This is a genomic window from Microbacterium sp. SORGH_AS_0969 (genome assembly GCF_030818255.1).
GTDB lineage: Bacteria > Actinomycetota > Actinomycetes > Actinomycetales > Microbacteriaceae > Microbacterium.
In genome coordinates, this window is sequence record NZ_JAUTAG010000001.1 from 1,323,589 (window position 1) to 1,349,831 (window position 26,243).

General features: G+C 67.7%; 24 protein-coding genes. 17 read left to right on the forward strand and 7 right to left on the reverse strand.

Annotated elements, in window-relative coordinates:
* Nucleotides 1-16: 16 nt before the first annotated feature.
* Both QE388_RS06110 and QE388_RS06115 read left to right on the forward strand, forming a co-directional pair.
* Entirely contained in the window at nt 17-862 is an 846-nt protein-coding gene (locus QE388_RS06110) for an aminoglycoside phosphotransferase family protein (RefSeq protein WP_307383901.1), read from the forward strand.
* 156 nt (nt 863-1,018) lie between these two features.
* Nucleotides 1,019-2,059 carry a putative FMN-dependent luciferase-like monooxygenase gene (locus QE388_RS06115; RefSeq protein ID WP_307383904.1) on the forward strand — a complete coding sequence of 347 codons (1,041 nt, stop codon included), beginning with the start codon at nt 1,019-1,021 and terminating at the stop codon, nt 2,057-2,059.
* 145 nt (nt 2,060-2,204) lie between these two features.
* Here the strand turns inward: QE388_RS06115 and QE388_RS06120 are convergent, their stop codons facing one another.
* The gene (locus QE388_RS06120; protein ID WP_307383906.1) at nt 2,205-3,110 is read right to left on the reverse strand and encodes a LysR family transcriptional regulator; all 906 of its coding nucleotides are present in this window, start codon (nt 3,108-3,110) and stop codon (nt 2,205-2,207) included.
* Between the two features lie 104 nt (nt 3,111-3,214).
* On the opposite strand from QE388_RS06120, the gene QE388_RS06125 reads away from it, so the two are divergent.
* Both QE388_RS06125 and QE388_RS06130 read left to right on the forward strand, forming a co-directional pair.
* Nucleotides 3,215-4,588, forward strand: a complete 1,374-nt coding sequence (locus tag QE388_RS06125; RefSeq protein ID WP_307383907.1) for an MFS transporter — start codon at nt 3,215-3,217, stop codon at nt 4,586-4,588.
* Nucleotides 4,585-5,334, forward strand: a complete 750-nt coding sequence (locus tag QE388_RS06130) for a 3-hydroxybutyrate dehydrogenase (protein WP_307383910.1) — start codon at nt 4,585-4,587, stop codon at nt 5,332-5,334. Before QE388_RS06125 ends, QE388_RS06130 begins: the two co-directional genes overlap by 4 nt.
* Before the next feature lie 141 nt (nt 5,335-5,475).
* Here the strand turns inward: QE388_RS06130 and QE388_RS06135 are convergent, their stop codons facing one another.
* Together QE388_RS06135 and QE388_RS06140 are read right to left on the reverse strand one after the other, a co-directional pair.
* Entirely contained in the window at nt 5,476-6,582 is a 1,107-nt protein-coding gene (locus tag QE388_RS06135; RefSeq protein WP_307383912.1) for a hypothetical protein, read from the reverse strand.
* A 78-nt stretch (nt 6,583-6,660) separates the two neighbouring features.
* Entirely contained in the window at nt 6,661-7,944 is a 1,284-nt protein-coding gene (locus QE388_RS06140; protein ID WP_307383915.1) for a hypothetical protein, read from the reverse strand.
* Between the two features lie 189 nt (nt 7,945-8,133).
* Here QE388_RS06140 and rpsF point away from each other — a divergent pair, with 189 nt between their 5' ends.
* The 6 genes from rpsF to QE388_RS06170 all read left to right on the forward strand — a co-directional run bounded on the left by rpsF (nt 8,134) and on the right by QE388_RS06170 (nt 11,867).
* Complete coding sequence (gene rpsF / locus QE388_RS06145; protein ID WP_058614014.1) at nt 8,134-8,526, forward strand: 30S ribosomal protein S6; 393 nt, start codon at nt 8,134-8,136, stop codon at nt 8,524-8,526.
* A 5-nt stretch (nt 8,527-8,531) separates the two neighbouring features.
* On the forward strand, nt 8,532-9,041 hold the full coding sequence (locus tag QE388_RS06150; protein ID WP_307383919.1) for a single-stranded DNA-binding protein: 510 nt from the start codon (nt 8,532-8,534) through the stop codon (nt 9,039-9,041).
* Between the two features lie 104 nt (nt 9,042-9,145).
* On the forward strand, nt 9,146-9,400 hold the full coding sequence (rpsR, locus tag QE388_RS06155; protein WP_013584646.1) for a 30S ribosomal protein S18: 255 nt from the start codon (nt 9,146-9,148) through the stop codon (nt 9,398-9,400).
* A gap of 10 nt (nt 9,401-9,410) precedes the next feature.
* Nucleotides 9,411-9,863, forward strand: a complete 453-nt coding sequence (rplI, locus tag QE388_RS06160) for a 50S ribosomal protein L9 (RefSeq protein WP_275796252.1) — start codon at nt 9,411-9,413, stop codon at nt 9,861-9,863.
* Between the two features lie 238 nt (nt 9,864-10,101).
* Nucleotides 10,102-11,412, forward strand: coding sequence for an amidohydrolase family protein (locus QE388_RS06165; RefSeq protein WP_275796254.1), 1,311 nt, complete (start codon nt 10,102-10,104; stop codon nt 11,410-11,412).
* Nucleotides 11,409-11,867 (forward strand): cupin domain-containing protein, encoded by a 459-nt coding sequence (locus QE388_RS06170; RefSeq protein WP_275796256.1) that lies wholly within the window; start codon nt 11,409-11,411, stop codon nt 11,865-11,867. The genes QE388_RS06165 and QE388_RS06170 overlap by 4 nt, the downstream gene beginning before the upstream one ends.
* Before the next feature lie 111 nt (nt 11,868-11,978).
* On the opposite strand, the gene QE388_RS06175 is transcribed toward QE388_RS06170, so the two are convergent.
* Together QE388_RS06175 and QE388_RS06180 are read right to left on the reverse strand one after the other, a co-directional pair.
* Nucleotides 11,979-13,463: a chaplin family protein gene (locus QE388_RS06175; protein WP_307383923.1), complete on the reverse strand. Its 1,485-nt coding sequence runs from the start codon at nt 13,461-13,463 to the stop codon at nt 11,979-11,981.
* A 78-nt stretch (nt 13,464-13,541) separates the two neighbouring features.
* Nucleotides 13,542-14,453, reverse strand: a complete 912-nt coding sequence (locus QE388_RS06180) for a hypothetical protein (RefSeq protein ID WP_307383925.1) — start codon at nt 14,451-14,453, stop codon at nt 13,542-13,544.
* An 876-nt stretch (nt 14,454-15,329) separates the two neighbouring features.
* Between QE388_RS06180 and dnaB the strand changes: the two genes are divergently transcribed.
* Nucleotides 15,330-16,625: a replicative DNA helicase gene (gene dnaB, locus QE388_RS06185; RefSeq protein WP_373426639.1), complete on the forward strand. Its 1,296-nt coding sequence runs from the start codon at nt 15,330-15,332 to the stop codon at nt 16,623-16,625.
* A 27-nt stretch (nt 16,626-16,652) separates the two neighbouring features.
* On the forward strand, nt 16,653-17,318 hold the full coding sequence (locus QE388_RS06190; RefSeq protein ID WP_307383929.1) for a Type 1 glutamine amidotransferase-like domain-containing protein: 666 nt from the start codon (nt 16,653-16,655) through the stop codon (nt 17,316-17,318).
* Between the two features lie 12 nt (nt 17,319-17,330).
* On the opposite strand, the gene QE388_RS06195 is transcribed toward QE388_RS06190, so the two are convergent.
* Nucleotides 17,331-18,017: a TetR/AcrR family transcriptional regulator gene (locus QE388_RS06195; protein ID WP_307383930.1), complete on the reverse strand. Its 687-nt coding sequence runs from the start codon at nt 18,015-18,017 to the stop codon at nt 17,331-17,333.
* Between the two features lie 29 nt (nt 18,018-18,046).
* On the opposite strand from QE388_RS06195, the gene QE388_RS06200 reads away from it, so the two are divergent.
* From QE388_RS06200 to QE388_RS06210, 3 genes are read left to right on the forward strand one after another with little or no spacing between them, the layout of a single operon-like run.
* A complete protein-coding gene (locus tag QE388_RS06200; RefSeq protein WP_307383932.1) occupies nt 18,047-18,739 on the forward strand; it encodes a DUF4386 domain-containing protein in 693 nt (230 codons plus the stop codon).
* Nucleotides 18,736-19,104 carry a bleomycin resistance protein gene (locus tag QE388_RS06205; RefSeq protein ID WP_307383934.1) on the forward strand — a complete coding sequence of 123 codons (369 nt, stop codon included), beginning with the start codon at nt 18,736-18,738 and terminating at the stop codon, nt 19,102-19,104. The genes QE388_RS06200 and QE388_RS06205 overlap by 4 nt, the downstream gene beginning before the upstream one ends.
* Before the next feature lie 31 nt (nt 19,105-19,135).
* Complete coding sequence (locus tag QE388_RS06210) at nt 19,136-19,546, forward strand: Imm70 family immunity protein (RefSeq protein ID WP_307383936.1); 411 nt, start codon at nt 19,136-19,138, stop codon at nt 19,544-19,546.
* Nucleotides 19,547-19,555: 9 nt separating this feature from the next.
* On the opposite strand, the gene QE388_RS06215 is transcribed toward QE388_RS06210, so the two are convergent.
* The gene (locus QE388_RS06215) at nt 19,556-20,134 is read right to left on the reverse strand and encodes a hypothetical protein (RefSeq protein WP_307383938.1); all 579 of its coding nucleotides are present in this window, start codon (nt 20,132-20,134) and stop codon (nt 19,556-19,558) included.
* A gap of 741 nt (nt 20,135-20,875) precedes the next feature.
* On the opposite strand from QE388_RS06215, the gene QE388_RS06220 reads away from it, so the two are divergent.
* Nucleotides 20,876-23,140 (forward strand): site-specific DNA-methyltransferase, encoded by a 2,265-nt coding sequence (locus tag QE388_RS06220; protein WP_307383940.1) that lies wholly within the window; start codon nt 20,876-20,878, stop codon nt 23,138-23,140.
* A complete protein-coding gene (locus QE388_RS06225; protein WP_307383943.1) occupies nt 23,137-25,659 on the forward strand; it encodes a DEAD/DEAH box helicase in 2,523 nt (840 codons plus the stop codon). The genes QE388_RS06220 and QE388_RS06225 overlap by 4 nt, the downstream gene beginning before the upstream one ends.
* Nucleotides 25,660-26,243: the final 584 nt, after the last annotated feature.

A 26,243-nucleotide genomic window follows, 5' to 3' on the forward strand; every position in this document is an offset into this window, starting at 1 on the left:
CCCGTAGGCTCGGCGCATGGTCGAGACGCGGTACGTCACCCCCGACCGCTCCCGCACCGAGGCTCTCGTCGCCGCCGCTCTCCGGGCTGCCGGGCAGCCCGTGGCTCCCGCTGAGTGGCAGTGGGTCGAGCACGGATCAGCCAATCTCGTCGTCCTCGCCGGTGCCGTCGCCGTCCGGGTCGGTCGTACCGTCACGGCCGCCGCGGAGTCGCTCCGCGCGCAAGCCCTCGTCGACACACTCCCCCACCTGCCGTTCGCGGTCCCGCGCGGGCTCGCCGGCCCGATGTGGGACGAGGAGATCGTCGCCGTCACGCAGCGTCGGCTGGACGGCATCCCCCATCCGAGCGGACACGGGGACGCCGATGAGCTGCGGGTCCTGCTCGACGCCGTGGCCGAGGTGCCCATCGACACGTGCGAACGGCACCTCGCGACGCCGCACGCGTTCATGGGCGGCGCGCACTGGCATCCGGTGATCGTCGAACAGGCGATCCCGTTGCTCGCTCCCGGGGTCCGGGATGCCGCGCTCCGGGCGGCCGACGCGCTTGCCGAGCTCGATCCGGTGCCTCCCGCTCTCGTCCACGGCGATCTCGCCGGCTCGAACGTGCTCTGGGGTGGGGGCGCGGTGACGGGCGTCATCGACTGGGACCTCGCCAGTGCGGGGGATCCGGCGGTCGATGTCGCGGCCCTCGCCGTCTGGCACGGGTGGGACGTCATCGAGCGCGTGTGTCCTCCCGAGGTCGTGCGGCGGGCGCGGGTCGTCGCGGCGACGCATCCGCTGCAGGTGATCGGCTTCTCGATCGTGAACGAGCGCCCGGAGGACGAACTCCTCCGCGCTGCGGCGTGGGCGAGTGCCCGCATGTGACACGTACATGTTCATCTGCCGCGAGCGGCCGTGATGCGTCAGATCGCGGATACCGTATCGGTGCCGCACTGCGGACGGCAGGTCGACGCGCGCCACCCGCGCGCGGACATTCCCGGAACGGCATACATACATAGCGGCGGAAACGGAGGCGACGCGATGAGCGGCGCACGACTCGGAATCTTCACCCGACTTCTGGATGCCGGAACCGACGGCGATCGGTACCACCGAGCGCTCGCGCAGGTCCGCGCTGCCGAGCAGCACGGCTTCGCCTCGCTCTGGGTGGCGCAGCACCACTTCGACCGCGACGAGGGCGGTCTGCCCTCGCCCTTCCCGTTCCTCGCGGCGGCCGCGGTGCAGACCGAGCGCATCGCACTGGGCACCGGGATCGTGACACTTCCCATCGACGACCCGGTCCGCGTGGCCGAGGACGCCGCGGTCGTGAATGCGCTGAGCGGTGGACGCGTGCAACTCGGCATCGGCACCGGGGGAACGCCGTCGTCGTTCGCCGCGTTCCGACGTTCGTCCGACGACCGCCGCGCGATCCAGGCCGAGCACGTCGAGGTGCTGCGCGACGCGTTCGGCGGGCGCGGCATCCGGGGCACGTCCTCGGTGCTCAATCCCCCGGCTTCTGACCTCGCCGTCCGACTGTGGCAGGCGACGTTATCCGTCGAGGGCGGCCGGCGCGCGGGGCTCGACGGTGACGGGCTGCTGCTCTCGCGCACCCAGCCGAAGGATCCCGGTCAGACGCTGCACGACGTGCAGCTCCCGATCGTCGAGGCCTACCTCGAGGCGCTGCCGTCGGGTGTCGCGCCGCGCATCCTGGCGTCGCGCACGGCCGTCGTGGTGGATGCCGCCGATCTCGACGCCGCGTGGGAGGCGGCCGACCCGGGTCTCCGGCGTCTCGCGCGGACCTTCCTCAAGCGGGACGGCGCGGGCGACCTGCGCGACGTCGCGCGGATCACCGACACGCATCTCGGCACGGTCGACGAGGTCGTGGCCTCTCTCGGGGCCGACCTCACCCTCGGGCGGGCGACCGACGTCGCGTTTCAGGTGCACTCCGTCGATCCCGCGCACGAGATCACGCTGCGCTCGATCGAGCTCCTCGCGACCGAGGTCGCGCCGCGCCTCGGTCTCCGCATCGGGGCCGAAGCGGCCGCGGAACTGCGGAACCTCACCGCCCAGACCACGCCCGCGTGATCCCCCTTCGCTCCCGGCACTCCTCCGGTGCCTCCCCGCTGTTGCGTGTCCAAGACACGCCGTAACCGGCGCGCGCATAACGGCGTGTTTTGGACACTCAACGGGCGCGGGCGGGCGGGGACAGGGGCGCGGGTGCGCGCCCGGGTCAGCGCGGAACCCCCGCGAGCATCGCCGTGGCCCGTGCCGTCTCCTCGCGGAGCGCGTCGGCCAGGGCCACCACCGCGGGGATCCGCAACGAGTCGGCGCGCACGATCATCCAGTACGGCAGGCTCTCGCTCACCTCGTCGGCGAGCAGGCGCTCGAGGTCGTCGTGCCGGTCGGCGGTGAAGCACGGCAGCATGCCGATCCCAGCACCCGCGCGCGTCGCCTCGACCTGCACCAGCACGTTGGTCGAGCTCACGCCGTCGCGCATGTGCGGGACGACCCGGCGGGGCAGATCGAGCGCTTCGACCTGCAGCATCGAGTCGACGAAGTACACGAGCCGGTGCTGCTCGAGGTCCTCCACGCGAGCGGGTCGTCCGGCCCGCGCGAGGTAGGCAGACGACCCATAGAGCCCGAGCGTGTACCGCCCCAGCTCGACCGCGTGCCCGCGTGACGACTGCGGCTCCCCCACAACCACCTCGAGGTCGAGACCCGGGTGGAGGGCAGCCCGTCGTTGGGCCGTGACGATCTCGACGGAGAGATCCGGATGCCGCTGACGCAGCGCCGCAACCGCGGGAGCCGCGATGTAGGCGCTGAAGCCATCGGTCGCCGACATGCGCACGACGCCCGACACGGGGTCGGGTTCGACTCCCCCGCCGGCGAGGTGAGACATCGCCGCCTCGATGCGGCCCGCGGTCTCGACGGCGTGCTGACCGAGGGCCGTCAGCTCCCACCCGCGGCCGGACGCCGACACCACCCGGCCGCCGAGGGCGTCCTCGAGGGCGGAGATCCGCCGGGCGACGGTCGTGTGGTCGACGCCGCGAAGCTGTGCCGCGGCCGTGTAACGGCCGGTGCGGGCGACCGCGAGCAGCATCAAGAGGTCGTCGGCGCGCACGGAATCGGCATCCATGTGTGCAATTCTGCACAGCAGAGACGCGGTACTGGGCATTTTCGCTCATCAACCCGCGCCGCAGACTGAACCGCGGATGTCACCGTCGACACCGAAGGAGCAGCATGGAATCCCCCGCCACCAGCCGCCGCAGTGCAGCCCCCACCACTCCGATCCGCCGGGTCGTCGCCGCCTCGATGGCCGGCACGGTCGTCGAGTGGTACGAGTTCTTCCTCTACGCCACCGCCGCGAGCCTCGTCTTCGGCACGTTCTTCTTCCCGTCGTCGGGCTCTCCGCTCGACGGGATCATCGCGGCCTTCGTCACCTACGCGGTCGGCTTCGTCGCCCGCCCGCTCGGCGGCATCGTGTTCGGGCAGATCGGTGACCGCTTCGGTCGCAAGCCGACGCTGCAGGCGACGATCGTCATCGTCGGCGCGGCGACCTTCCTGATGGGATGCCTTCCCGGCTTCGCGAGCGTCGGATACTGGGCGCCCGCGATGCTCGTGGCCCTCCGCTTCATCCAGGGCTTCGCCGTCGGCGGAGAGTGGGGCGGCGCCGTGCTCCTCGTCGCGGAGCAGAGCCCCGACAGGCAGCGCGCCTTCTGGTCGAGCTGGCCGCAGGCGGCGGTTCCCATCGGCAACCTGCTTGCGACCATGGTGCTGCTCGTCACGTCGTTCGTGCTGAGCCCCGCGGCCTTCCTCGACTGGGGCTGGCGTATCGCGTTCTGGCTCTCGGCAGTGATCGTGCTGGTCGGCTTCTACATCCGCACGCACGTCGAAGAGGCACCGATCTTCCTCGAGGCGAAGGCGCAGGTCGAGAAAGAGAAGGCGACGTCGTTCGGGGTCGTCGAGGTGCTCCGCCGCTACCCGAAGGGTGTCGCGCAGGCGATGGGTGTCCGCTTCGCGGAGAACATCGTCTACTACATCGTCGTGAGCTTCTCGATCGTGTACCTGAAGGTCGTGCACTCCTACGACACGAGCCAGCTCCTGCTCGCGCTGCTCATCGCGCACGTCATCCACTTCGCCGTGATCCCGCCCCTCGGTCGCCTCGCCGACCGCGTCGGACGGCGCCCTGTTTACCTCGCCGGCGCGATCCTCAGCGCGACCTGGGCGTTCTTCGCCTTCCCGATGTTCGACACGCTCAACCCCGTGCTCATCGTCGCCGCCGTGACGATCGGTCTCGTGTTCCACGCCGGGATGTACGCACCGCAGCCCGCGGTCATGGCGGAGCTCTTCCCGACGCGCATGCGCTATTCCGGCGTCTCGCTCGGCGCCCAGGTCACCGCGATCCTCGCCGGCTCCCTCGCGCCGATCCTGGCGACGCAGTGGCTGCGCGACTTCGGCTCATGGCTGCCGATCGCGATGTACATCGTCGTGGCGTGCGTCATCACCGCCCTCACCGTGCTGTCGTTGAAGGAGACCCGCGGCATCTCGCTGCACGCCATCGACGCGGCGGACGCGGCGCGGTCGGGCCGCGCAGCGACGAAGGAGACGGCATGAGCATCGACCTCACCGGGCGCAGGGCGCTGGTCACCGGGGGAGCGAGCGGCATCGGCGAGGCGGTCGCGCGGAGATTCGCGGATGCCGGAGCCCAGGTGACCGTGGCCGACGTCAACCGCGAAGCCGCCGAGCGCGTGGCGGGGGAGATCGGCGGTCGTGCATGGGCGGTCGACCTCTCCGACACGGCCGCGCTCCGCGAGCTGAGCCTCGACGTCGACATCCTCGTCAACAACGCCGGCATCCAGCACGTGAGCCCGATCGAGCAGTTCGACCCCGAGCGGTTCGCGTTCATGCTGCGTCTGATGCTCGAGGCCCCGTTCCTCCTCATCCGTGCGGCGCTGCCGGGGATGTACGAGCGCGGCTTCGGGCGGGTGCCCAACATGTCGAGCGTGCACGGTATACGCGCATCGGCATATAAGTCGGCGTACGTCACGGCGAAGCACGGCCTAGAGGGTCTGTCTAAGACCACGGCGCTCGAGGGTGGCCCGCACGGGGTCACGAGCGTGTGCATCGATCCCGGCTACGTGCGTTCGCCGCTCGTCGAGAAACAGGTCGCTGAGCAGGCCAAAGCGCACGGCATCCCGGAGAGCGAGGTGTTGGAGAAGGTGCTCCTTCAGGATGCCGCGATCAAGCGCCTCGTGGAGCCCGACGAGGTGGCATCCCTCGCTCTGTGGCTTGCGGGTCCCGACGCCGGAATGGTCACGGGCGCGAGCTACACGATGGACGGCGGCTGGTCGGCCCACTGACCGCGCGCTCCCCGCCCCCTGCGCCGCCCGCGGCCCCTTGTTGAGTGTCCAAAACACGCCGTAACTCCCGGGCGCATTACGGCGTGTCTTGGACACTCAACGGGAGACGCGAGCGCGGTGGGTGCGTGGGGGCGACGCCGGTCAGCGGAGGAACACGTCCGAGACGATGCTCACGATCCAGTACCCGACGACGATCACGCCGATCGCGACCGTCAGCCACGAGACGCTGCGCTTGAGGCGGCGACCCTGCGGGGCGACGCCCGCGGGCGGGGGAGTGAGCAGGGGCGCGGCGGTCCCGACCGCAGTGGGGCCTGCCGCCACGGATGCCTGCAGCCGCTCGTCGCGCCACCGCGCCCACTGCGCGACCTTTTCCTCGATCGCCGCCACCGTCGTGAAGAGCCATTCCCACGTCCGCGGGTCGAGGGTCGACAGGTCGCGCCGCGCATAGAGGAACAGCCAATCGTCGACGATCTCGACATCGAGGGCGGCGGCGTTGTCGATGAAGCGCGCCATGACGTCGGGAGTGAAGAGGTAGAGCGCGTCGCGCTCATATCCTTCGGGGCAGTACAGCGCGAAGTAGGTGTCGAAGTCGCCCTCGAGCCCGAGGCGCTGCTCGCGAGTGAACGTGATGGGCAGGTTCGACGCCCCGAACAGACCGTTGTTGCCGACGGCATCCAGAACGATATGGGGCAGAGGGGTGTCGAGTCGGATCGCGACGTACGCCCACTTGTGCGTCGTCTCGCTCTTGCCGGAGCCGGTCTTGTACGCGTAGTTGGCGACCTCGATGAATCGGGGGCGGTACCCGCTCACGACGTCGCTCGCCTCGCGCGAGTGGCCCTGGTCGAAGATCATGCCGGGCAGGGGCGGGTCGTCGACGTCTCCGCGCCATTCGAGTCCGTTGGCGCGGGCGAAGCGGTCGAGTCGATATCGGCGCTCGGCCCGTCCGCGGAACGCCCGCACGATCGCCACCACGATCACCGCGATGACCGCGGCGAGGAACAGCACGAAGAAGATCGAGACCGGGCTGATCGTGTTCATGCCGGACGCGATGGTCGAGACCAGGGCGAGCAGCGCCGGGACCGTGAAGAGCACGATGGCCCCGCCGATGATCGCCAGGACGGCACCCGAAAGCCACCTCGTGCGCAACGCTCCGCTCCGCCGCAGCTCGGCCGTGAAGGCGCGCACCTCGGCGCGGTCGACGGCCGCGGTCAGGGCCGTCGGGTCGAACGGGGGAGTTCCGGATGCCACGGGCACACCTTCCTCAGAGGGTCTCGTCGTGCGCGGCCCAGGTTACCCAGCCGCGCTCACCCGGCGCCGTACCGCCCGTCAGCGCAGGAACAGCACCGGGAGCAGAAGCGTCCCCCCGATCAGGACGAAACCCAGCGCCAGCACGCCGCCGATGATCCCGAGCGCCAGCCAGGGGACGCCCCGGCGCAGGCGTCGACCCGGGGGAGCGACCCCGGGCGGTGCCGACAGCGGCAGCGGCGCGACAGGGGCGGGAGCGGATGCCACGCCTTCCGGCATCCCTCCTCCGGGGGCCACGAAGCCCGGTCCCGCCGTGCCCGGCGCTCCGCTGACCGGTGCCCCCGCGCCCGGCGCGCCCGCGCCCGCCGCCGCCAGCCCTGCCGCAGCGACCCCCGGCGCAGGGCTCGCCGCCGCCCCCGGACCCCACGGCACGCCCGGATCGGTGGCCGGCAGCAGTCGGTCGTCGCGCCAGCGCTCCCACTGCGCGAGCTTGTCGAGCAGGGCCGAGAGCAGCGAGAACGTCCAGGCCCAGCGCCCGGGGTCGAGGGTCGACATGTCGTCCGAGGAGTACAGGAACAGCCAGTCGTCGACGATCTCGACGTCGAACACGGCGGCATTGTCGATGAAGCGCGCCATCACGTCGGGGGTGAAGAGGTAGAGCGCGTCGCGCTCGTACCCCTGCGGGCAGTACAGCCGGAAGTACCGGTCGAAGTCGCCCTCGAGGCTGAGGTGCTGGTCGCGGCCGAACGTGCCGAGCGAGATGTTGTTGCCCGAGGCGTCCAGGACGATGTGGGGGAGCGGAACGTTCAGCTTGATCGCGATGTAGCCCCACCGCACCGTGGTCTGGTTCTTCCCGTTGCTCACCGTGTAGCGGTAGTTGCCGACCTCGACGAACCGCGGTTCCCGCCCGCGCAGGACGTCGACGGCGGTCCGCCCGCTCCCGCGCTGGAAGATCGAGCCCGGCAGCGGGGGCTCGCTGATCGACGGCACGTACTCCATGCTCACGGCGTGCGCGAAGCGCGCGAGCCGCCAGCGCCGCTCCTGCGCGATGCGGTCGCCGCGCAGCCCGAAGAAGAACGCCCCGACGATCACGCCGACGCACAGCAGTACCGGAAGGCCGAACAGGATGCCGATGAAGATCGCACCCTCTTTGAGCACCGACGCGAAGACGATGAGGAAGAACAGCCCGACGAGGGCGAATCCGCCGATGAAGACGAGCATCACGATGTAGACGACGATCGCGGCAACTCTGCCGCCCTCGTTGATGCGACCCTCTCGGCGCAGCCGGGTCGTGAACGCTTTCGCTGCGGCGGTGTCGACGGGGTCCACCAGCGCGCGTGCGTCGAACGGTCGAATTCCCGGCATCCGTCCCCCCACGGTCGTGACTCACATCCACGTTACCCAGGACGATTCCGCCGAGCGAGGTGGCATCCGTTAGACTGTGAAGGTTGTCTGGCGACGCCCATGCGCGTATAAGCCCACGACGACGTGCAACACACCCTCCTGCTGCCGGGAAATGCCCGTCAGCCGTTCTAGTCCGAAGGAGGTGGGTTAGTGACGCACCAGTACGAACTCATGGTCATCTTCGATCCCGAGGTCGACGAGCGCCAGGTCGCTCCGAAGCTCGACGGATTCCTCAAGGTCATCACGGCCGATGGAGGAACCATCGACAAGGTCGACATCTGGGGCCGCCGTCGTCTCGCCTACGAGATCCGCAAGAAGAACGAGGGCATCTACGCCGTCGTCAACTTCGTCGCGAGCAGCGAGGCCACGAACGAGCTCGACCGTCAGCTGAAGCTGAACGAGCAGATCATGCGCACCAAGGTCCTCCGTGCCGAAGAAGCGATCGCCCAGGTCGCCGCCGAAGCCAAGCGCTCCGAGGAGAAGGCCGCTCGCAAGGCTGCCGCTCCCCGCAAGGTCGAGTCCGCCGAGAAGGCTGCGAAGTAACGACGATGGCCGGCGAAACCGTCATCACCGTTGTGGGCAACCTCACGGCCGACCCCGAGCTGCGCTACACGCAGAACGGTCTTCCGGTCGCGAACTTCACCATCGCGTCGACTCCCCGCACGTTCGACCGTCAGGCGAACGAGTGGAAAGACGGCGAGGCGCTGTTCCTGCGTGCCTCGGTGTGGCGCGAATTCGCCGAGCACGTCGCCGGTTCGCTGACGAAGGGCAGCCGTGTCATCGCGACCGGTCGCCTGAAGCAGCGTTCGTACCAGGACCGCGAGGGCAACAACCGCACCTCCATCGAACTCGAAGTCGATGAGATCGGCCCCTCGCTCCGCTACGCGACCGCGCAGGTCACCCGTGCCGCTTCCGGCGGCGGCGGTGGCGGCGGTCAGCGCCCGCAGGTGCAGCAGTCCAACGACGAGCCGTGGTCGACGCCCGGTTCGAACAGCGGCAACGGCGGCGCCGACGCGTGGAGCACTCCTGGTTCCTACGGAGACGACACCCCGTTCTGATCTTCGCCGCGCTCTCGCGAGCACGACGACCCCCTGAAATTCCGGATGCCACACCCCGGTCCGCGTGACCGGCTCGGCATCCGAACCACACGAAAGAAGGAAGCATGGCTGGAAAGGCCACTGGCGACCGCCGCAAGCCGCGGAAGGGTGCGAAGAACGCAGCCCCCGCGAAGGCGATCCGCGTCGGCGTCATCGACTACAAGGACGTCGCAACCCTCCGCAAGTTCATCTCGGAGCGCGGGAAGATCCGCGCCCGTCGTATCACCGGTGTCTCCGTGCAGGAGCAGCGCCTGATCGCCCGCGCCATCAAGAACGCGCGCGAGATGGCTCTCCTGCCCTACGCCGGCGCCGGCCGCTAAGGAGCACCCGATGGCAAAGCTGATTCTCACGAATGAGGTCACCGGGCTCGGTAGCGCCGGTGACGTTGTCGAGGTCAAGAACGGGTACGCCCGCAACTACCTCATCCCGCAGGGCTTCGCCGTGGCTTGGAGCCGCGGTGGCGAGAAGCAGGTCGCGTCGATCCGCGCCGCTCGCGAGGCCCGCGCGATCCACGCGCACGAAGACGCCGTGGCCCTGAAGAACACGCTCGAGTCGAACACCGTCAAGCTCGCCGTCAAGGCCGGCAACGAGGGTCGCCTCTTCGGTTCGGTCAAGCCCGCCGATGTCGCCGACGCCGTCAAGGCCGCCGGTCTCGGTGAGCTCGACAAGCGCAAGATCCAGATCACCTCTTCGATCAAGTCGGTTGGCGAGCACGAGGCGACCGTTCGCCTGCGTGACGACGTCACCGCCGTGATCACCCTCCAGGTGGTCGCCGCGAAGTAATTCGCGACGCACGATTCGGCCCCGCTCCTGCTTCGGCAGGGCGGGGCCTTTTCGTATCTTGCGGGGGTTGGGGTGCGAGGTTTGGGGCGCGGTTTGCCGTTCGGGGCGGGGTATTCCGCGCCCCAAACGGACAAACGCGCCCCAAACCGTGTGGTGGGGGAGGTCCCTGAGCCTGTCGATGGGACCGGGCGAGCAGCGCGACACATGCCCGTCACACCCCGACCCTAGGCTGAACGCTGTGCAAGAGCGTGCCGGTCGAGTCGTCGTGTACTCGGCATCCCTCGTTCTGCCGATCACCGCTCCGCCCATCCGCGGTGGGGCGATCGCCGTGGCGGCGGGGCGGATCCGGCACGTGGGGGAGCGCGAGTGGGTCGTGCACGAGCTGCGGACCCGCGGCGTCGCCTTCGACGAGGTGCACTGGTCGGGAGTCCTCACCCCCGGCCTCGTCAACGCGCACGCGCACCTGCAGTACACGGGCATGGCCGAGGTGGGCCGCGGCACGTACGACGGCTTCGACGACTGGACGCGGGCGTTCCAGGTCGTCTACGAGACCCCGCACGACTGGGGAGCGGATGCCAGGGCCGGAGCGAACGCGATGATCGCCGCCGGCACCACCGCCGTCGCCGATGTCGTCACCGACGTCGAGGCCGCTTCTGCACTGCACGACGCTCGTCTGCACGGCATCACCTACTGGGAGGTGATGAGCTGGACCAACGACGCGTGGGCAGAACGAGGCCGCGCGGAGGTCGAGGCGCGCCTCGACGCGCTGCCCTCGCCGCCCGGAACCGGTCTCTCGCCGCACGCGCCGTACTCGCTCGACGTCGAGCCGCTGCTGGAGATCCCCGACATCGTGCGCGAGCGGGGGAGTCGCCTCCATATCCACCTCGGCGAGGCCGCGTTCGAGCGGGAACACGGGGAGGCGGCACCGTGGCGCGAGCGGCGTCCCGCGAGCTTCCAGGCGCTGCGCGAGCAGGGATTCGGCACCGGGGCGACGGAGTTCGTCGACGAGCTCGGTGTGCTCGGACCCGATTGCCACATCGCGCACGGTGTCTACATGACCGCCCGCGACCGCGCGACGCTCCGCGCCCGCGGGACCACCGTGGCCCTGTGCCCGCGGTCCAACGCCGTCATCGGCCTCGACGAGCCGCCGGTCGCCGCGTATCTCATCGAGGGCAATGCGCTGGCCGTGGGCACCGACTCGCTGTCGTCGTCGCCGTCGCTGGATCTTCTCGCCGACGTCGCGGCGCTGCACCGGCTCGCGCGGGCGCAGGGCTACACCGGTCGCGACCTGTCGGAGCTGCTATTGCGCGCGGCGACCCTGGGCGGGGCGCACGCGATGGGCCTCGACACGGGTCCCGCGCGCACGGGGTATCTGGCGGTGGGGGCGGTGGCGGACCTGGCGTTCTTCGACATCCCGGTGTCGGACGTGGATGCCACGATCGAACACCTCGTTGTGGCCGGGTCTGCGACCGCGGCCGCGACGTTCATCGACGGCGAGGCGCGTTTCGCCTCGCCCGCCTTCACCCGTGAGACAGGAGTGCGCGCATGACCGACCGTGGTGAGACCGCTGGCGTGGGGGACGACCGCCCGCAGACGGCGCGGCTGCTCGACCTCGAGCCGCACCCGGAGGGCGGGTGGTTCCGTCGCATGTGGACGGGGTCGTACGCCGTCGACACCCCCGCGGGGGAGCGACCCGCGGCGACCTGCATTCATTACCTGTTGCAGCCCGATGAGCGCAGTGCGTGGCACGTCGTCACGAGCGACGAGGTGTGGCTGTGGCACGGCCCCGGTGCGCTCGAGCTGTCGCTCGGCGGGTCGGGCACCGAGCCGGGCGAGGCGCAGACGATCACGCTGGGTCCCGACCTCGCCGCCGGTCACGTGCTGCAGCACACCGTTCCGGCGGGGGTGTGGCAGGCGGCCCGGCCCTCGGGTGACGCCGAGGTCGTGGTGAGCTGCCTCGTGTCGCCGGGGTTCAGCTTCGACGACTGGCGCCTGGCCGACTGACAACGTCGGCGCGCTGCCGAACACCGGGTTCCGAGCGCGCCACGACACCGGATGCCGCGACAGCGCGTCGGCATCCGGTGTCTCGCGCCGAGGGTCAGTGCCCTCCGCGACTCACGAGAGCGAGCGGCGGCGGCGCAGCAGCACGCCTCCCATCAGCAGCGCGAGCAGGCCGGCGATTCCGAGTCCGAGGGCCGTGGAGCCGTCGGTCCCGGTGACCGCGAGCGTCCTCGCAGCGTTCGTCGTGAGCGGCGTCACCGAGCTCGTCGAAGCGACCGAGCCGACGACGGGGGTGCCGCCAGTGGTGGTGTGACCGCCGGGGGTTTCCGGGGTTCCGGGGGTTCCCGGGGTGCCGGGTGTGCCGGGGGTGCCGGGGGTGCCGGGGGTGCCGGGTGTTCCGGGGGTGCCGGGGGTGCCGGGTGTGCCGGGGGTGCCGGGGGTGCCGGGGGTGCCGGGTGTTCCGGGGGTGCCGGGTGTTCCCGGGGTGCCAGGCGTGCCGCCGGTGTGCGAGCCCTCGGTGGTGCTGTCGCCGATGACCGATACCGCGTTGCCACCGATCGTGACGGGCAGCTGGATCGGGATGACGGCCTGGTTGCCGCCGCCGATGCTGCCGGTGCCGTCGGTGACGATCCCACCGATCAGACCGCCGTCGCCGGCCCCACCTGTGGTGGTCGCGCCCGTGGAGGTGCTGTCACCGATGCCCGAAACGGCGTTGCCGCCGATGGTGACGGGTACGGCGATCGGGATGATGGCCTGGTTGCCGCCGAGGAGGCTGTCCGTGCCGTCGGTTTCGACGTCGCCGGTGGAGCCGGTGTTGCCGCCGGTGGTGGTGGCGTCCTCGCTGTGGCTGTCACCGATGCCCGAAACGGCGTTGCCGCCGATGGTGACGGGTACGGCGATCGGGATGATGGCCTGGTTGCCGCCGCCGATGCTGTCCGTGCCGTCGGTTTCGACGTCGCCGGTAGAGCCGGTGTTGCCGGTGGTGCCGCCGGTGGTGTCGGCGTCCTCGCTGTGGCTGTCGCCGATCACCGAGACCGCGTTGCCGCCCACGGTGACCGGCACCTCGACCGGTGCGACGGCCTGGTTGCCACCCGCGACGCTGTCGGTGCCGTCCGTGGTCACGGCGTCGGTCTTTCCCGGCACCTCGTCGGTGGGGACCGGTGCGACGTGCAGCGGGGGCTGCTCGGGGGCCGTCTCCGGCGCGGAAGCGGGCTCGGCAGGCACCGAGGTGTCGGCGTCCTCGCTGTGACTGTCACCGACCACCGAGACGGCGTTTCCGCCGACGGTGACGGGCACCTCGACCGAGATGATCCCCTGGTTGCCCGAGGCCACCCCGTCGCTGCCGTCGGTGCTGGTCACCGGGGCGGCATCCGGAGCGGGCACCGAGGTGTCGGCATCCTCGCTGTGGCTGTCGCCGATCACCGAGACGGCGTTTCCGCCGATGGTGACAGGCAGGTCGACCGACACGGCGGCCTGGTCGCCCGAGAGCAGACCGTCCGCTCCCGAGGTCTCCGCGGCGTTGGCGATGCCGCATCCGAGGACGGCCAGGCCGCCCCCGACGAGCGCGCCCAGCAGGGCACGCGAGTAGAACTTGCGCATGAGTGTTTCTCCTGTGTGTGAATGAGGGTGCGCGAATGCGCGGGGTCGATTGCCGTGCGGGGCACGGCGCGACCGTCCTCAGTCAGGAGAGACGTCGGTGGCGAAGACGGGGCTCCCCGGCAGGTCGTCGTCGACGTCGTGGCGCAGAGCGAGAAGCAGCATCCCGGCGCCGAAGGCGGCGTCGGCGGGCGTTGCGACGGGGGAGGGCGCGGCGGCGGAGCTCCCGGATGCCGACGACGAGGCCGGGACGCCCGACACGCTCTGTGTGGCGAGGGGCGTCGGAGCGTCGGCGGGAACCGCGGGGGACGCGGGGGCGGCGATCTGCGTCGGCGGCGCGGAGTGCGCAGCGGCGGTGAAGAACGCGGCGGTCGCGCGAGCGTGCACGATGAGCGCGTCGGTGGGGTTGGCCGGGGGAGCCGTCGACGATGCGTCCACCAGCAGCGGGGACGCGGGGTCAGTCGCCACCGGCGCGGCCGGGGGCGTGACGACTCCGCCCGGGTCGACCGGCTCTACGGGCATCGGAACCGTCGGCACGACCGGAATCGAGGGGATGATGGGCGTCACCGGAGCGACGGGGTCGACGGAGGGAAGCTCGCCGACGATCACTGGAACCGTGCCGTCGACCGTGTCGCCCACGTCGGTGACGACGCCCCCGAGGCCCGTGTCGTCGACGATGGGTCCGACCACGGGCAGCGCCTCGACGGTGTCGACGACGGGCTCGACGATCGTGCCGCCCACGCCTGAGTCGACGACATCGGACACCCCCTGCGTCGCGTCGTCGATGATGGCGTCGACCGTGCCGAGTGCTCCACCGGTGACGTCACCCGCCGTGTCGGAGACGGCGCTCGCCGTGTCGGTGACGGTGTCGGTCACCGTGTCGGTGATCTCGGTGACCGGGGCCGCGACGGGCTCGGGCAGCGCTTCGGAGACGGTGTCGGAGACGGATGCCGCGGTGTCGGGCGACGTGATCGGTGACAGGTTCGACGGCATCGGTGACGGGGCGGGCGACGTCGGCGACCGCATCGGTCGCGTCGTCGACGGTCGAGGCGATTCCGCCGCGCAGACCGGATCCCCCGCCGTCATCGGCCGACGCGGACGTCACCGAGAGGATGAGCGAGAGGAGCGCGAGGGCGAATGCCGCGCAGGCGCCGGCGATGAGCAATCGCAGCGTGTGCGACACTCCCCGCTTCGCCGTGGCATCCATCGATGCACCCCCAAAGAATCGTGAGCGACTCTGCGGCGGCAACGGTACGCCTGCGTCGGCGGGTTCGATAGGGCGGGGGTGAAATCTCGGTAGTCGGTAAGTAACCGCGGGATGACGGGCGACACGCCGGATGGGAAAAATGATTTGACAGCCGGGACCTTGGATGGCTAGGCGTCCGGCGAGTTATCCCCCGAGTTGTGCACATGCGAACCCCGTAGCGCACAACCTTCAAGCCGAAGTTCACGCAGGTTTCAAACAGAAAAGCTGTGGAGAGATTTATCCCTGGTCGGAGGGCTATTTTTGCCTAAAATTCGTATCCATCCACCTAGTTGTCCACAGTAGTTGTGCACAGACGTGGCGGCGTTTCCCGCAAACTCTCCACAGAGTTATCCACAGGTCTGTTTGCATGTGGAGACAGTGGTATCTAGCGTGGGGGCAGCCCCTCGGGCATCCCCCTCACCACCGGCGCGCGTCGATGTCGGATGTTGGTGATTTCATGCTGGCGAGATCGTCCCACCCGCAGCGTTCCCGACCTTCCCACGCGCGCGCGCGAGGAGGTGAGGGGGCGTCGGAGCACTGAAGGAGAGCACGTGTCGATCGCTGACATCGCCGAAGAGCGTCTCGGAAAAGCGCCGCGCCCCGAGCGCACCCCGCCGCACGACATGCTGGCCGAGCAGAGCGCTCTGGGCGGCATGCTCCTGTCGAAGGATGCCGTGGCGGATGTCATCGAGACCCTTCGCGGCCCCGACTTCTACGTGCCGAAGCACGAGCTGATCTTCGAGGCGATCCTCACCCTCTACTCGCACGGTGAGCCGACCGACGTCGTGGCCGTCACCGACGAGCTCATCAAGACCGGCGAGCTCCAGCGTGCCGGGGGTGCGGATTACCTCCACACCCTGACCTCGATCGTCCCCACGGCCGCCAACGCCGGCTATTACGCGTCGATCGTCGCCGAGCGCGCTCTGCTGCGCCGCCTCGTCGAGGCCGGCACCCGCATCGTGCAGATGGGTTACGCCGGTGAGGGCGACCCGACCGAGCTCGTCAACAGCGCTCAGGCCGAGATCTACAACGTCTCGGGCGACGACAGCGCCGAAGACTACATTCCCCTGACGGTGGCCGTGGATGCCGCTGTCGACGAGATCGAGGCCGCTCGCGGCCGCGACGGGTCGATGACCGGCATCCCCACCGGCTTCGCCGGTCTCGATCAGCTGACCAACGGCCTGCACCCCGGTCAGATGATCGTTCTCGCCGCGCGTCCGGCCATGGGTAAGTCGACGCTCGCGCTCGACTTCGCCCGCGCCGCCGCGATCAAGTCGAACGCTCCGTGCATCTTCTTCTCGCTCGAAATGGGTCGGTCCGAGATTGCGATGCGCCTGCTCAGCGCCGAGGGAGCCATCCCGCTGCAGAGCATGCGCAAGGGAACCCTCGACTCCCGCGACTGGACCACCGTCGCCGCCACCCGCGGCCGCATCAACGACGCGCCCCTCTACATCGACGACAGCCCGAACATGACGCTGGTCGAGATCCGCGCGAAGTGCCGTCGCCTGAAGCAGCGCGAGGGTTTGAAGATGGTCGTCATCGACTACCTGCAGCTGCTCACGAGCGGTAAGCGCGTCGAGTCGCGCCAGCAAGAGGTCAGTGAGTTCTCGCGTGCGCTGAAGCTGATGGCGAAGGAGCTGCAGGTTCCCGTCATCGCCCTGTCGCAGCTGAACCGTGGTGCCGAGCAGCGCGCCGACAAGAAGCCGGCTCTCTCCGACCTGCGTGAGTCGGGCTCGATCGAGCAGGATGCCGACATGGTCGTGCTCCTGCACCGTGAGGCCGCGTACGAGAAGGACTCCCCGCGTGCGGGCGAGGCGGACCTGATCGTGGCGAAGCATCGTAACGGGCCGACCGATACGATCACGGTGGCGTTCCAGGGGCATTATTCGCGGTTCGCGGATATGGCGCCGGGGATGTGACCCAGCCGTGTCGATCGCGGTGACGGCGTGAGACTCCTCCTCACCTCCGGTGGTGTCACGAACGACAGCATCCGTGCCGCTCTCGTCGAGCTGCTCGGCAAGCCGATCGAGGAGTCGCGCGCGTTGGTGATCCCGACGGCGCAGTGGGGCCACCCGATGTGCACGCCCGAGAGCCTGTGGCGCGCTGTCTCGGGGAAGACGCGTCTCGTGGAGCTGGGCTGGGAGTCCGTCGGGGTCCTTGAGCTCCTCGCGTTGCCCACCATGCGTCGCGAGCGCTGGGAGCCGTGGGTGCGAGAGGCCGATGTCCTCCTCGTCGACGGAGGCGAGGCGGTGTACCTCGCGCACTGGCTGCGCGAGTCGGGGCTCGCTGACCTGCTTCCGTCACTGTCAGACACGGTGTGGGTCGGGGTGAGTGCCGGCAGCATGGTGCTGACGCCGCGCATCGGGCCAGAGTTCGTCGAGTGGCAGCCGGACGGCACCGACGAGACGCTCGGTCTCGTCGAGTTCTCGATCTTCCCGCACCTGGACTATCCGGGCTGGTCGTCGAACACGACGGAGAGCGCGCGCCGGTGGGCGGCGAAGATCGGTGGTCCGGCCTATGCGATCGACGACGAGACGGCCCTCATGGTCGAGGGCGATGAGGTGCGCGTGGTGTCGGAGGGGCGCTGGGAGCACTTCGCAGGCGGGGCTTAGCCGGGGGCGCGATCAGCCCCGGAGGGCGTCGTCGACGGGCATCGCGCGGGTCCATCCCTGCTCGTGCAGCCGCCGCGTCCCAGCGAGGATCAGATCGAGGGCGAAACCGAACTCGGCATCGTCGTCGCACGCCTCACCCGCGTGGGGAGAGGTGGTGGCCATGCGCACGATCGCGGGATACGACGTCGCGAAGGTCGCCATCGCGCGCGCCCGTTCGTCGGGATCGCTGGGCGGTTGCGGGGTCGGCAGCACGTCCCGCGTGAAGCCCCACATGCGTGTCGACAGGGCGTGCATCGTGTGATGCACGAGATCGGCCGAGAGCCCGCCGGCGAACATGCCCGCCATCAGGGCGTCCATGTGCCGCAGGGTCAGCGGGGTCGCGAGCGGGCGCGTCTCGATCGCTTCTCGAGCCCAGGGGTGCGCGGCGAACGCCGCTCGGGCCGCGAAGATCCGCGCCCGCGTTGCGTGCATCCAGTCGCCTTCGGCGTCGACGTCGGGGACGCCGGCGATCACGTGGTCGAGCATGTTGTCGATCAGCTCGGAACGGTTGGCGACGTGGTTGTATAGCGCCATCGGGGTGACCTTCAGCTGGTCGGCGAGAGCCCGCCGCATGCTCGTCCGATCGAGCCCCTGCTCGTCGGCCATCGCGACCGCAGCCTCGACGACGCGCTCCCTGTCGAGGCGCGGGGGAGTTGACATATGTACAGCGTATATCCATACTCTCGATCATGCAGGCATACACCGTATACACCAACGCTTCTCCGTCCCTCTCGCGGCACACCCCGCGCCAGCACGCCCGCGCCGCCGGCATCCTCTACTTGGTGACCCACGTGACGTCGGTCGTCGCCGTGGTCGCGTATGGTGCCGGGCTTCTCCCGGCGGGAATCACGCTCGAGTTCGCCCTCGCGATCGGGTGCGCGGGGACGGGGGTGCTGCTCTGGCACCTCTTGCGCGCCTTTGGGCCGGTCCGCGCCGCGACCTTCGCGATCCTCCGCGCGGTCGAAGCGGCGGTCATCATCGCCGGGACGCTGCCGATGCTCGCGATGATGTGGGCGCCGATGGCTGGTGGCGCGGTGACGGAGGTGGCATCCGCGATGCACACCGCCTCGTTCCTGGTGGGTCAAGGCTTGGTGATCAGTGTCAACACGATCGTGCTCGGGTGGCTGCTGTGGGACGCGCGCGTCGTTCCCCGCGCGCTCGCCGCGCTCGGCCTCGTCGGGGGCGCGCTCGTGCTCGCGAGCAACCACTGCCAGCTGTGGGCGGTCATCCCTCTCAACGGGCCGGTCGCGGGGGTGGCGGCGCTGCCGGTGTTCGCCTTCGAGGTCTGGCTCGCGATCCTGCTCATCGTCCGCGGGTTCCGGGAGCCTGTCGCCGCGGACCTCTCCGCCCAGCCGAGTGGCCCGATAGGGTCACCGGCATGACCGATCGCGCCGTCCCGAACCTGCCGTCTCGCGACTTCGACGCCACCATCGCGTTCTATCGAGGGTTCGGGTTCGAGCAGGACTACCGCGACGAGGGCTGGCTCATCCTTCGGCGCGGCGAGCTCTCGCTGGAGTTCTTCCCCTTCGCCGACCTCGACCCCGCGAGCAGCTCGTTCATGCGCAGCATCCGCGTCGACGACGTCGATGAGCTGTACCGACGCATCACGTCGGCGGGCGTCGCCGAGAAGACGGTCGGGTTCCCGCGCGTTCATCCGGTGACGATGCAGCCGTCGGGATTGCGGATCGGGAACCTGGTCGACATCGACGGCACGCAGGTGAACCTGATCGAGAACCCCGCGCCGTGAGACGCGGACTGAGCCTTCCTAAGCTCTTGCCATGAGCGTCAGTCTGCGGGTGGGTCCAATCGCGTATCCCGTCGGACGCGCCGACTTCCTCGGGTCGTTCTTCGACACCGTCACGGTTCGGCTCGAGGGAGGTGCTCGCGGCTCGCGGTTCCCGACGCTCGCGGCTCTGTATCGGGATGGTGAGATGTCTCCGGATGCCACGGAGCTCGCCCGCGTGGAACTGGCGGACGTCGAGCGGGAGTTGCGGCAATACGCGCCCGCCGACGTGGTCTGGGACATCGACAAGCCGGACGTCAGCCCGCCGTGGGGGAGCGGCATCGCCGACACGATCACCTCGCTCGGTGATTACTTCGTGACGGCCGATGGGCGGCAGCTCATTGCGGTAATGGACACTGCGCTCGATGCGAGCGCGCGCACGGGCAAACCGATGCGGATCGCCTGACCGCGGACGTCAGGGTTGCCAGAATCCGAGCGTGCATAGCAGCTGCGTATCGTCGTCGGCGTCCGCGGGCGGCTCGATGGCCGGCGGGAAGACGCCCCACTGCCGCCACTCGTCGGCGTGCGGGACCACGTGCTCGTTGAATCCGACGACCAGCTCGGGGGAGAGGTGGAACGGGATGCCGAAGTGCTTCGCGATCGAGTAAGCCTGGAACGCGCGATACGTCGCGAGGTGCGCGAAGCCCTCGTCGGCCGGGTAGTCGCCGTAGGTGAACCGTAAGGTCTCGGCTACGTCGCCCGACCGCACGGCTTCCGTCGCCGTGTCGTTGAGCTCGTCATAGGACGCGATGGGGTCGTCGCCGAGCAGATCGACGCCGGCGTACGGGTCACCGTCCGCGGCGGCTCGGCCCGCGAGCACGTCGGGAATCCATGCTTCGTCGTAGGCGTGTCGTCCGAGGATGCCGAGCAGCGTGGGCGACTCGAGCTGGCTCCACTCCTTCGGCACGGATGCGGAGAAGTCAGCGGGATCGAGCTGGTCGATGACCTCGCGCAGCGCGGCATCGGCGTGGAGGAAGAGTTCGACTGGGGTCATGGTGGGGAGGGTACTCCGGGGGCGGACATGGACTAGACGTCCCTTGCGGCTCGAACACAACGCTTGATTCGTGGCTAGCTGGGCAAGATGCCCGAACCACTCACGACCGGCGCGCCTCCGGCCCCCGAGTAAGCACGACGCCGCAAAGGCACTGCCTCGATGTCGTCATACTGACATGATGGCCAGACACCTCGTCGCGATACTTCACAGCCTGCCAAGCGGTGGGGGCAAACCAACCATCAGGCGAGTGGACTTGGCGCGGCAAGCCCTCGGATGCACGTCCTCGTCGATCGCGAATATCTTCCCTGCGAAGCTCGCGGGAGTGCGTGACATGTCCGTGCCGGGCGCCGAGGCCATCTGGCACCTCGGTCGCATTCAGATTGAGGGCGAAGTGGCGCGCCACGATACATCTGATGTTCTGCTCGGGTACGGGGTGTCGGAACCAGGTGGAGTCCTGCGCTCGCAGTTCCGGGAGCAGATGGCCTGGCTGGAGAGTCTGCTCATCGCTTCCGGCCACCGCGTCTGGACATTCGGCGGTCGACCGACGCACCCCTCACGTTGGCAGCGGGTCGTTTTCAGAGAACGCCCTGGCCGAGCCATAGAGCAAGTCGTGGCCGACCTACTCACTCCAGTCCCGCCTGCGTGGCATCCGTTTAGCCGTCATGCCCTGGACCGGACCGCGCCGACAGGAATGTCGCGGCCCGTCGATACGATGAACCGACGACCCTGATTGAGGAGCAAATGACAGAGCTGGACGACGCGCTCGCTCGCGTACATGACGAGGGGGTACGAGCTCAGCTGCAGGCCGGCATAGACGCGCTGACGCGGCAGCTGCGGTTTGGTCTGGTCTTCGAGCGGCACCTGCCTGAGGGCGTGCGGGCCTATGGCGCCGCGATCCGCGTCGACGACACAGTGCAGTTCCGCTCGGACCTGACCGGCAACCAGGAGTTCAAGGTTCTTACGATTGCGGGCGAGACCGCGACTATTCGGGCGACGGATGGCGCGGAGCAAACCGCAGGCCTACACGAACTCGTCGTCCTCAAGCGCTTTGGCGAACCGGCCTATCCTGCGCTGAAGTCGGTGGGTGCGCACCGTGGTTCGAACGACCGACCGTTCCACACCGTCATCAACGGTGAGAATTACCACGCTTTACAACTACTGCGGTACCTGTATCGGAGTCAGGTGGATTGCATCTACATCGATCCGCCCTACAACACAGGTGCGAAGGACTGGAAGTACAATAACCGGTACGTCGACAACAACGACCGATGGAGACACAGCAAGTGGTTGTCGTTCATGGAGAAGCGACTGACTATCGCCCGAGAACTCCTCAAGCCTGACGGTGTGCTGATCGTTACGATCGATGAGCACGAGGTGCATCATCTCGGAGTGCTACTCGAGCAGATGTTTCCCAGCCACAACGTCCACACGGTGAGCATCGTCATCAATCCGAAGGGGACAGGAAAGTTCAATTTCTCCAGGATCGCGGAGTATGCCCTGTTCGTGATTCCTGATGTGAACAACAGCATCATTCGCGGTCTCCCACCGGAGGAGGCCGATCTGATGACCGGGCGCCGCACGCTCGATAGTCAGGACTGGTATGAGTTCGATGAGGATGCCCCTGAACTGCGCGAGCCGTCCGCAACTGATGATGGCGCTCAGGATTCCGATGGCGCGTCCGAAGATGTTGATGCCCGTCGGGCGACCTCAGATGCGGGCCCAGATGAAGATGACGATGACTATGACGACGAAGCGCTCGAGACCGCTTCCGATGCAACCGAGCTCGTCGAGACGTCGTCGGTAACGCTTCCGTTCCCGGCCGAGGATCTGCCCCTCTGGGAACTACGTCACGCCCGTCGACGTGGCGGCGAGTCCAGTTACCGCCACCAGCGGCCCAATCAGTTCTATGCGCTTTACGTAGACCCGGACGCGAAGAAGGTGGTGCGCGCTGGTCCATCCCTAGCCCTCGATGCGCGCCCTGACCATTCGGTGGTGGATGGCTTGGTTCCGGTGTGGCCCGTGGACGCGGAGGGCAACGAGCGAGTTTGGCGATTCATCCCACCCTCGATGCAGTCGCGTATCGACGACGGGATGGTGGTTCTGGGTCGCCCCAACACTGAAGCCACGTCTTGGACCGTCAACTACTGGACGCCGCGAGTTGTGCGAAAGAAATACAAGGACGTTTGGTGGAATACCCTTCACGACGCGGGCACGCACGGCACAACACTGCTCGCCAAATTTCTCGGGCAGCGCAACGCCTTCCCGTTTCCGAAGTCGCTCTACTCGGTCCGTGACGCGCTGCTCGCTGTCGTACGCGACAGGCCAAACGCACTCATCCTCGACTTCTTCGCCGGCTCCGGGACGACCTTGCACGCCACCTCACTCATAAATGAGTCGGACCAGGGCTCGCGGCGCACAATCTTGGTGACCAACAACGAAGTCGATGCGAAAACAAGCCGACGCCTGCGTCGAGAGGGCCACTTGCCCGGAGACGAGGAGTACGAGAGGCACGGCATATTCCGGCTCGCAACCCGTCCGCGCGTGGAGGCGGCGCTCACGGGGCGCACGCCAGACGGAAGCCCCGCCGTGGGCAAGTACGCGGACGGTCGGTCCTTCTCGGACGGCTTCGATGAGAACGTTGAGTTCTTCGAGCTGAGGTACCTCGACAAGGATGACGTGCGGCAAGGGACTGAGTTCGCCGCCATCGAGCCACTTCTCTGGCTTCAAGCCGGAGGGATTGGCGAACGCGGATCGCTCGACGCATCTGCTCATTTCGGCATTGCGACGCGCAGCAACTATGCGGTCCTCTTCCACCGCGCCGCGTACGCTAACTTCCTTCGCGCGCTCGCGGCGGCGGACGGTGTTGAGCACGTTTACTTGGTCACGGATTCCGAGGACGCGTACCGCCAAATGACAGCCCGGCTACCCGAAGGAATGACGGCCTCGATGCTCTACCGGGACTACCTCACAAACTTCCGAATCAACACGATCGAGGCCTACCGATGAAGTTTTCGCTGCTTCGTTTCCAGCAGGACGTGGTCGGAGATGCCATTCGAAACGTCCGGCTGAGCATGAACGAAGTGGCTCAAGTTGGAGGCGCAGCAGGCGGGCAAGTTGTCACTCTCATTGCGCCAACCGGTGCCGGAAAGACTGTCATGGCCGCCGCGGTGTTGGAAGCACTCTTCGCGGGAGACGCGGATCAGGTGGGCGAGGACAGGCTCACCGTCGTGTGGCTCAGTGATCTTCCGAAAGTGAACGAGCAGACCGCTCGACGGCTCTCGGCCGCGTCAAGCGAGCTGGACTCCCGATTGATTGATCTCGACAACGACTTCAGCGGGGCCGAGTTGTCACCTGGCCGAATCTACTTCTTGAACACCCAAAAACTCGCGGCGAACGCAGGTTTGGTCAACGACGGGGAGGCTCGACCGTACACGATCTGGGAGATCCTTAACCGTACCGTCGCGCGCGATCCCGCGAAGTTCATTCTGGTGATCGACGAAGCGCATCGCGGCATGGAGCGTGGGTCGGCTGCCGACGGCGCGAGCACGATTGTTCAGCGATTCATCCTGGGCAGCGAGAACCTCAACCCGATACCAATCATCGTTGGGCTGTCGGCCACGCCGACACGCTTCACGGAGCTGCTTCAGAACGACACGCGGCGGGTAGTCCGCCGTACTGAGGCGGACGTCCCGGAGGTACGCAAATCTGGCCTCATCAAGGATCGAGTGGTTGTCTGGCGCCCGGAAGACAGCCTGACGCATTCCGAACACACGCTGTTGCAGCGAGCGGCGCAGGAGTTGCAGGACTTTACCCTTCGCTGGCGCACGTATTCAGAACGTCAGGGTCTCGCGAAAACGGTTGAGCCCGTCCTGGTCGTTCAAGTTGAAGACCGCACCAGTGATTCGATCTCCGCCACTGACATCGAGTCGGCCATACAAGCCATCGAAGAAGTCATCGGCGCTCAGCATCCGGATGCCTTCGCGCACAGCTTCGGGGACGCACCCACCGGGATCGGCATCGGGGGATCTCGACGTCTCCGGTACATTAACGCCTCCGACATCGACGCGGACCCACTTGTCCGCGTTGTGTTCTTCAAGACGTCGCTAGTCACGGGTTGGGATTGTCCCCGGGCTGAAGTCATGATGTCCTACCGGACGGCCGAGGACCCAACGTCGATCGCTCAGTTGGTGGGGCGCATGGTACGCACGCCACTTGCCCGGCGTGTCTCGGAGGACGACGTGCTCAACTCAGTTTCGCTCTATCTTCCGAAGTACAATCGCGCCGCCGTGCAGGACATCGTCAAGCGACTGAAGGCTGGCGACCCTGACTCGTTCCCTGCAATCGATGCCGACGAGGGCGCCGAAGTTGTCACTTGCGAGCGTGATGAGCGGCTCTATTCGCGGATCGAAGAACGCGCCGCCCTGCTCAGGACCTACATTGTGCCCAGACCACGGCGTATGCCGCCCGTGCAGCGAGTTGAACGGCTGGCCGGTTCCCTGTCGGACTTCGATCTCCTGCCGACTGCCCCGACTGAAATCGAGGACAAACTCCTCGACCTACTATGGGGTCAACTGGAGTCACTTCGTCAGGATCCCGAGTTCCAGGCGGCTCTGGCCGACAGCCGAAAGATCGGGCTGAACGCTGTCACCCTGACCTATCTGACTGGCCTTACTGCAGACACGTCGATCCAGATTGAGTCGACGTCCACTTCGTTGGAGCGTCTGTTTGATCAAGTGGGTGCGCGAACAGGCGCAGGGCTTCATCTCAAGCTCTGGCGGCGAATTCGCCTCGCTGATCGAATGAAGTCGTCGGACGAGGCCCACGTAGAGGTCATCGCTGTACTGAGACATCCCGACTCAGCTGCCGCGCTGGAGCAGTGCGCACGAGAGATCTACGAGACCTGGATGTCGGCGTACGCAGAAGCTTTCGACGGTCTGAGTGAAGACGCGCAGGAAGAGATTGATCGACTGAGAGAGGAGGCTGATGCTCCGAGCGCCCATCGCATACAGCTGCCTGCCAACGTCACAGCTCGTCGGACGACCCGAAGCACCGACTGGCCGAAAAACCTCTACCGGGACCCGCAGGGCTACTTCCCCGACAGGCTCAACGAGTGGGAGGAAGGCGTGCTGGAGGCCGAGATCGCCCGCACTGACCTCATCTGCTGGGTAAGGAACACGCCGCGTAAACGCTGGGCCGTCGCATACCCGTACGACAAGACTCCCTCCGAGAAGGCCGCTGCCTACCCTGACTTCGTGTTCTACCGATCCGCGGGTGATGATGTGCGTGCTGACCTAGTGGATCCTCACGGTATCCACCTCCCTGATGCGCCCGCAAAGGCTCGCGGGTTCGCCGCGTATGCGAAGCTACACGGCGCGACGTTCGATCGCATCGAGATGGTCATTTACGACGAACAAAGCAAGCGCAAGCGCACGCTGAATCTCAAATCGATCGCAGTGCGGGATCAGGTCGGAAAAGTGACCACCCGGGAGCACCTGCAAGCGCTTTTTGACATCGTTGGGAGCTAATACGAGTAGCGACCGGAACTTGACATCAAGGAGTGCGAACGACCGGAACAAGTCCGCGAATTCTGGCGTCGATAATGGCTGAGCCCTGTGCCGTCCGTTTCCGAAGGCCCCGCCACGAGCGACAGCTAGAGGGGCGGCGAGAAATGAAAGCGCGAGCTCAGCGGGAGCGCTGCCTTCATTCAGGACACTGTCAAGATCAGCTGCAGACGAGAGCCCCGAGACCAGACGATTCTTGGGTAGCGTATCGAGGTGCGACACGGCCAGATCGGCGGCGGGTTGATAGTCGACAATCTTCACGTGCTGGGAATCACTGAAGTGGATTTTGTCGGGGACCCGCCCGCAAAGCAAGGGGCATATATGAAGGTCTCGCCGATCACTCATCGAAGGCGCATGCCAGAGGCGCTCAGGTCTTCTGGGTCACAAAACTCGAACTCGCCTGGGGAGTGATTCATTAGCGAGCGTCGCTTCATCGGATTTCGATGCCACGAGTCGGCTTAGGGCTGATGGGTCTTCGGTCCTGAAAGGCAGCATACGAAGGGACTTCCGGTCGCCGGCGCCTGTTCGCAGACGGCAAAGCTCTCGTC

Excerpts from the sequence above, each read along its gene's own strand:
- QE388_RS06175 (WP_307383923.1), bottom strand. The coding sequence starts at position 13,463 with ATGCGCAAGTTCTACTCGCGTGCCCTGCTGGGCGCGCTCGTCGGGGGC.
- QE388_RS06130 (WP_307383910.1), top strand. The coding sequence starts at position 4,585 with ATGAGCATCGACCTCACCGGGCGCAGGGCGCTGGTCACCGGGGGAGCG.
- QE388_RS06110 (WP_307383901.1), top strand. The coding sequence starts at position 17 with ATGGTCGAGACGCGGTACGTCACCCCCGACCGCTCCCGCACCGAGGCT.
- QE388_RS06200 (WP_307383932.1), top strand. The coding sequence starts at position 18,047 with ATGCAGGCATACACCGTATACACCAACGCTTCTCCGTCCCTCTCGCGG.
- QE388_RS06215 (WP_307383938.1), bottom strand. The coding sequence starts at position 20,134 with ATGACCCCAGTCGAACTCTTCCTCCACGCCGATGCCGCGCTGCGCGAG.
- QE388_RS06125 (WP_307383907.1), top strand. The coding sequence starts at position 3,215 with ATGGAATCCCCCGCCACCAGCCGCCGCAGTGCAGCCCCCACCACTCCG.
- QE388_RS06115 (WP_307383904.1), top strand. The coding sequence starts at position 1,019 with ATGAGCGGCGCACGACTCGGAATCTTCACCCGACTTCTGGATGCCGGA.
- QE388_RS06170 (WP_275796256.1), top strand. The coding sequence starts at position 11,409 with ATGACCGACCGTGGTGAGACCGCTGGCGTGGGGGACGACCGCCCGCAG.
- QE388_RS06205 (WP_307383934.1), top strand. The coding sequence starts at position 18,736 with ATGACCGATCGCGCCGTCCCGAACCTGCCGTCTCGCGACTTCGACGCC.
- QE388_RS06120 (WP_307383906.1), bottom strand. The coding sequence starts at position 3,110 with ATGGATGCCGATTCCGTGCGCGCCGACGACCTCTTGATGCTGCTCGCG.
- QE388_RS06180 (WP_307383925.1), bottom strand. The coding sequence starts at position 14,453 with ATGCCGTCGAACCTGTCACCGATCACGTCGCCCGACACCGCGGCATCC.
- QE388_RS06150 (WP_307383919.1), top strand. The coding sequence starts at position 8,532 with ATGGCCGGCGAAACCGTCATCACCGTTGTGGGCAACCTCACGGCCGAC.
- rpsR (WP_013584646.1), top strand. The coding sequence starts at position 9,146 with ATGGCTGGAAAGGCCACTGGCGACCGCCGCAAGCCGCGGAAGGGTGCG.
- dnaB (WP_373426639.1), top strand. The coding sequence starts at position 15,330 with ATGCTGGCCGAGCAGAGCGCTCTGGGCGGCATGCTCCTGTCGAAGGAT.
- rplI (WP_275796252.1), top strand. The coding sequence starts at position 9,411 with ATGGCAAAGCTGATTCTCACGAATGAGGTCACCGGGCTCGGTAGCGCC.
- QE388_RS06195 (WP_307383930.1), bottom strand. The coding sequence starts at position 18,017 with ATGTCAACTCCCCCGCGCCTCGACAGGGAGCGCGTCGTCGAGGCTGCG.
- QE388_RS06140 (WP_307383915.1), bottom strand. The coding sequence starts at position 7,944 with ATGCCGGGAATTCGACCGTTCGACGCACGCGCGCTGGTGGACCCCGTC.
- QE388_RS06220 (WP_307383940.1), top strand. The coding sequence starts at position 20,876 with ATGACAGAGCTGGACGACGCGCTCGCTCGCGTACATGACGAGGGGGTA.
- QE388_RS06225 (WP_307383943.1), top strand. The coding sequence starts at position 23,137 with ATGAAGTTTTCGCTGCTTCGTTTCCAGCAGGACGTGGTCGGAGATGCC.
- QE388_RS06210 (WP_307383936.1), top strand. The coding sequence starts at position 19,136 with ATGAGCGTCAGTCTGCGGGTGGGTCCAATCGCGTATCCCGTCGGACGC.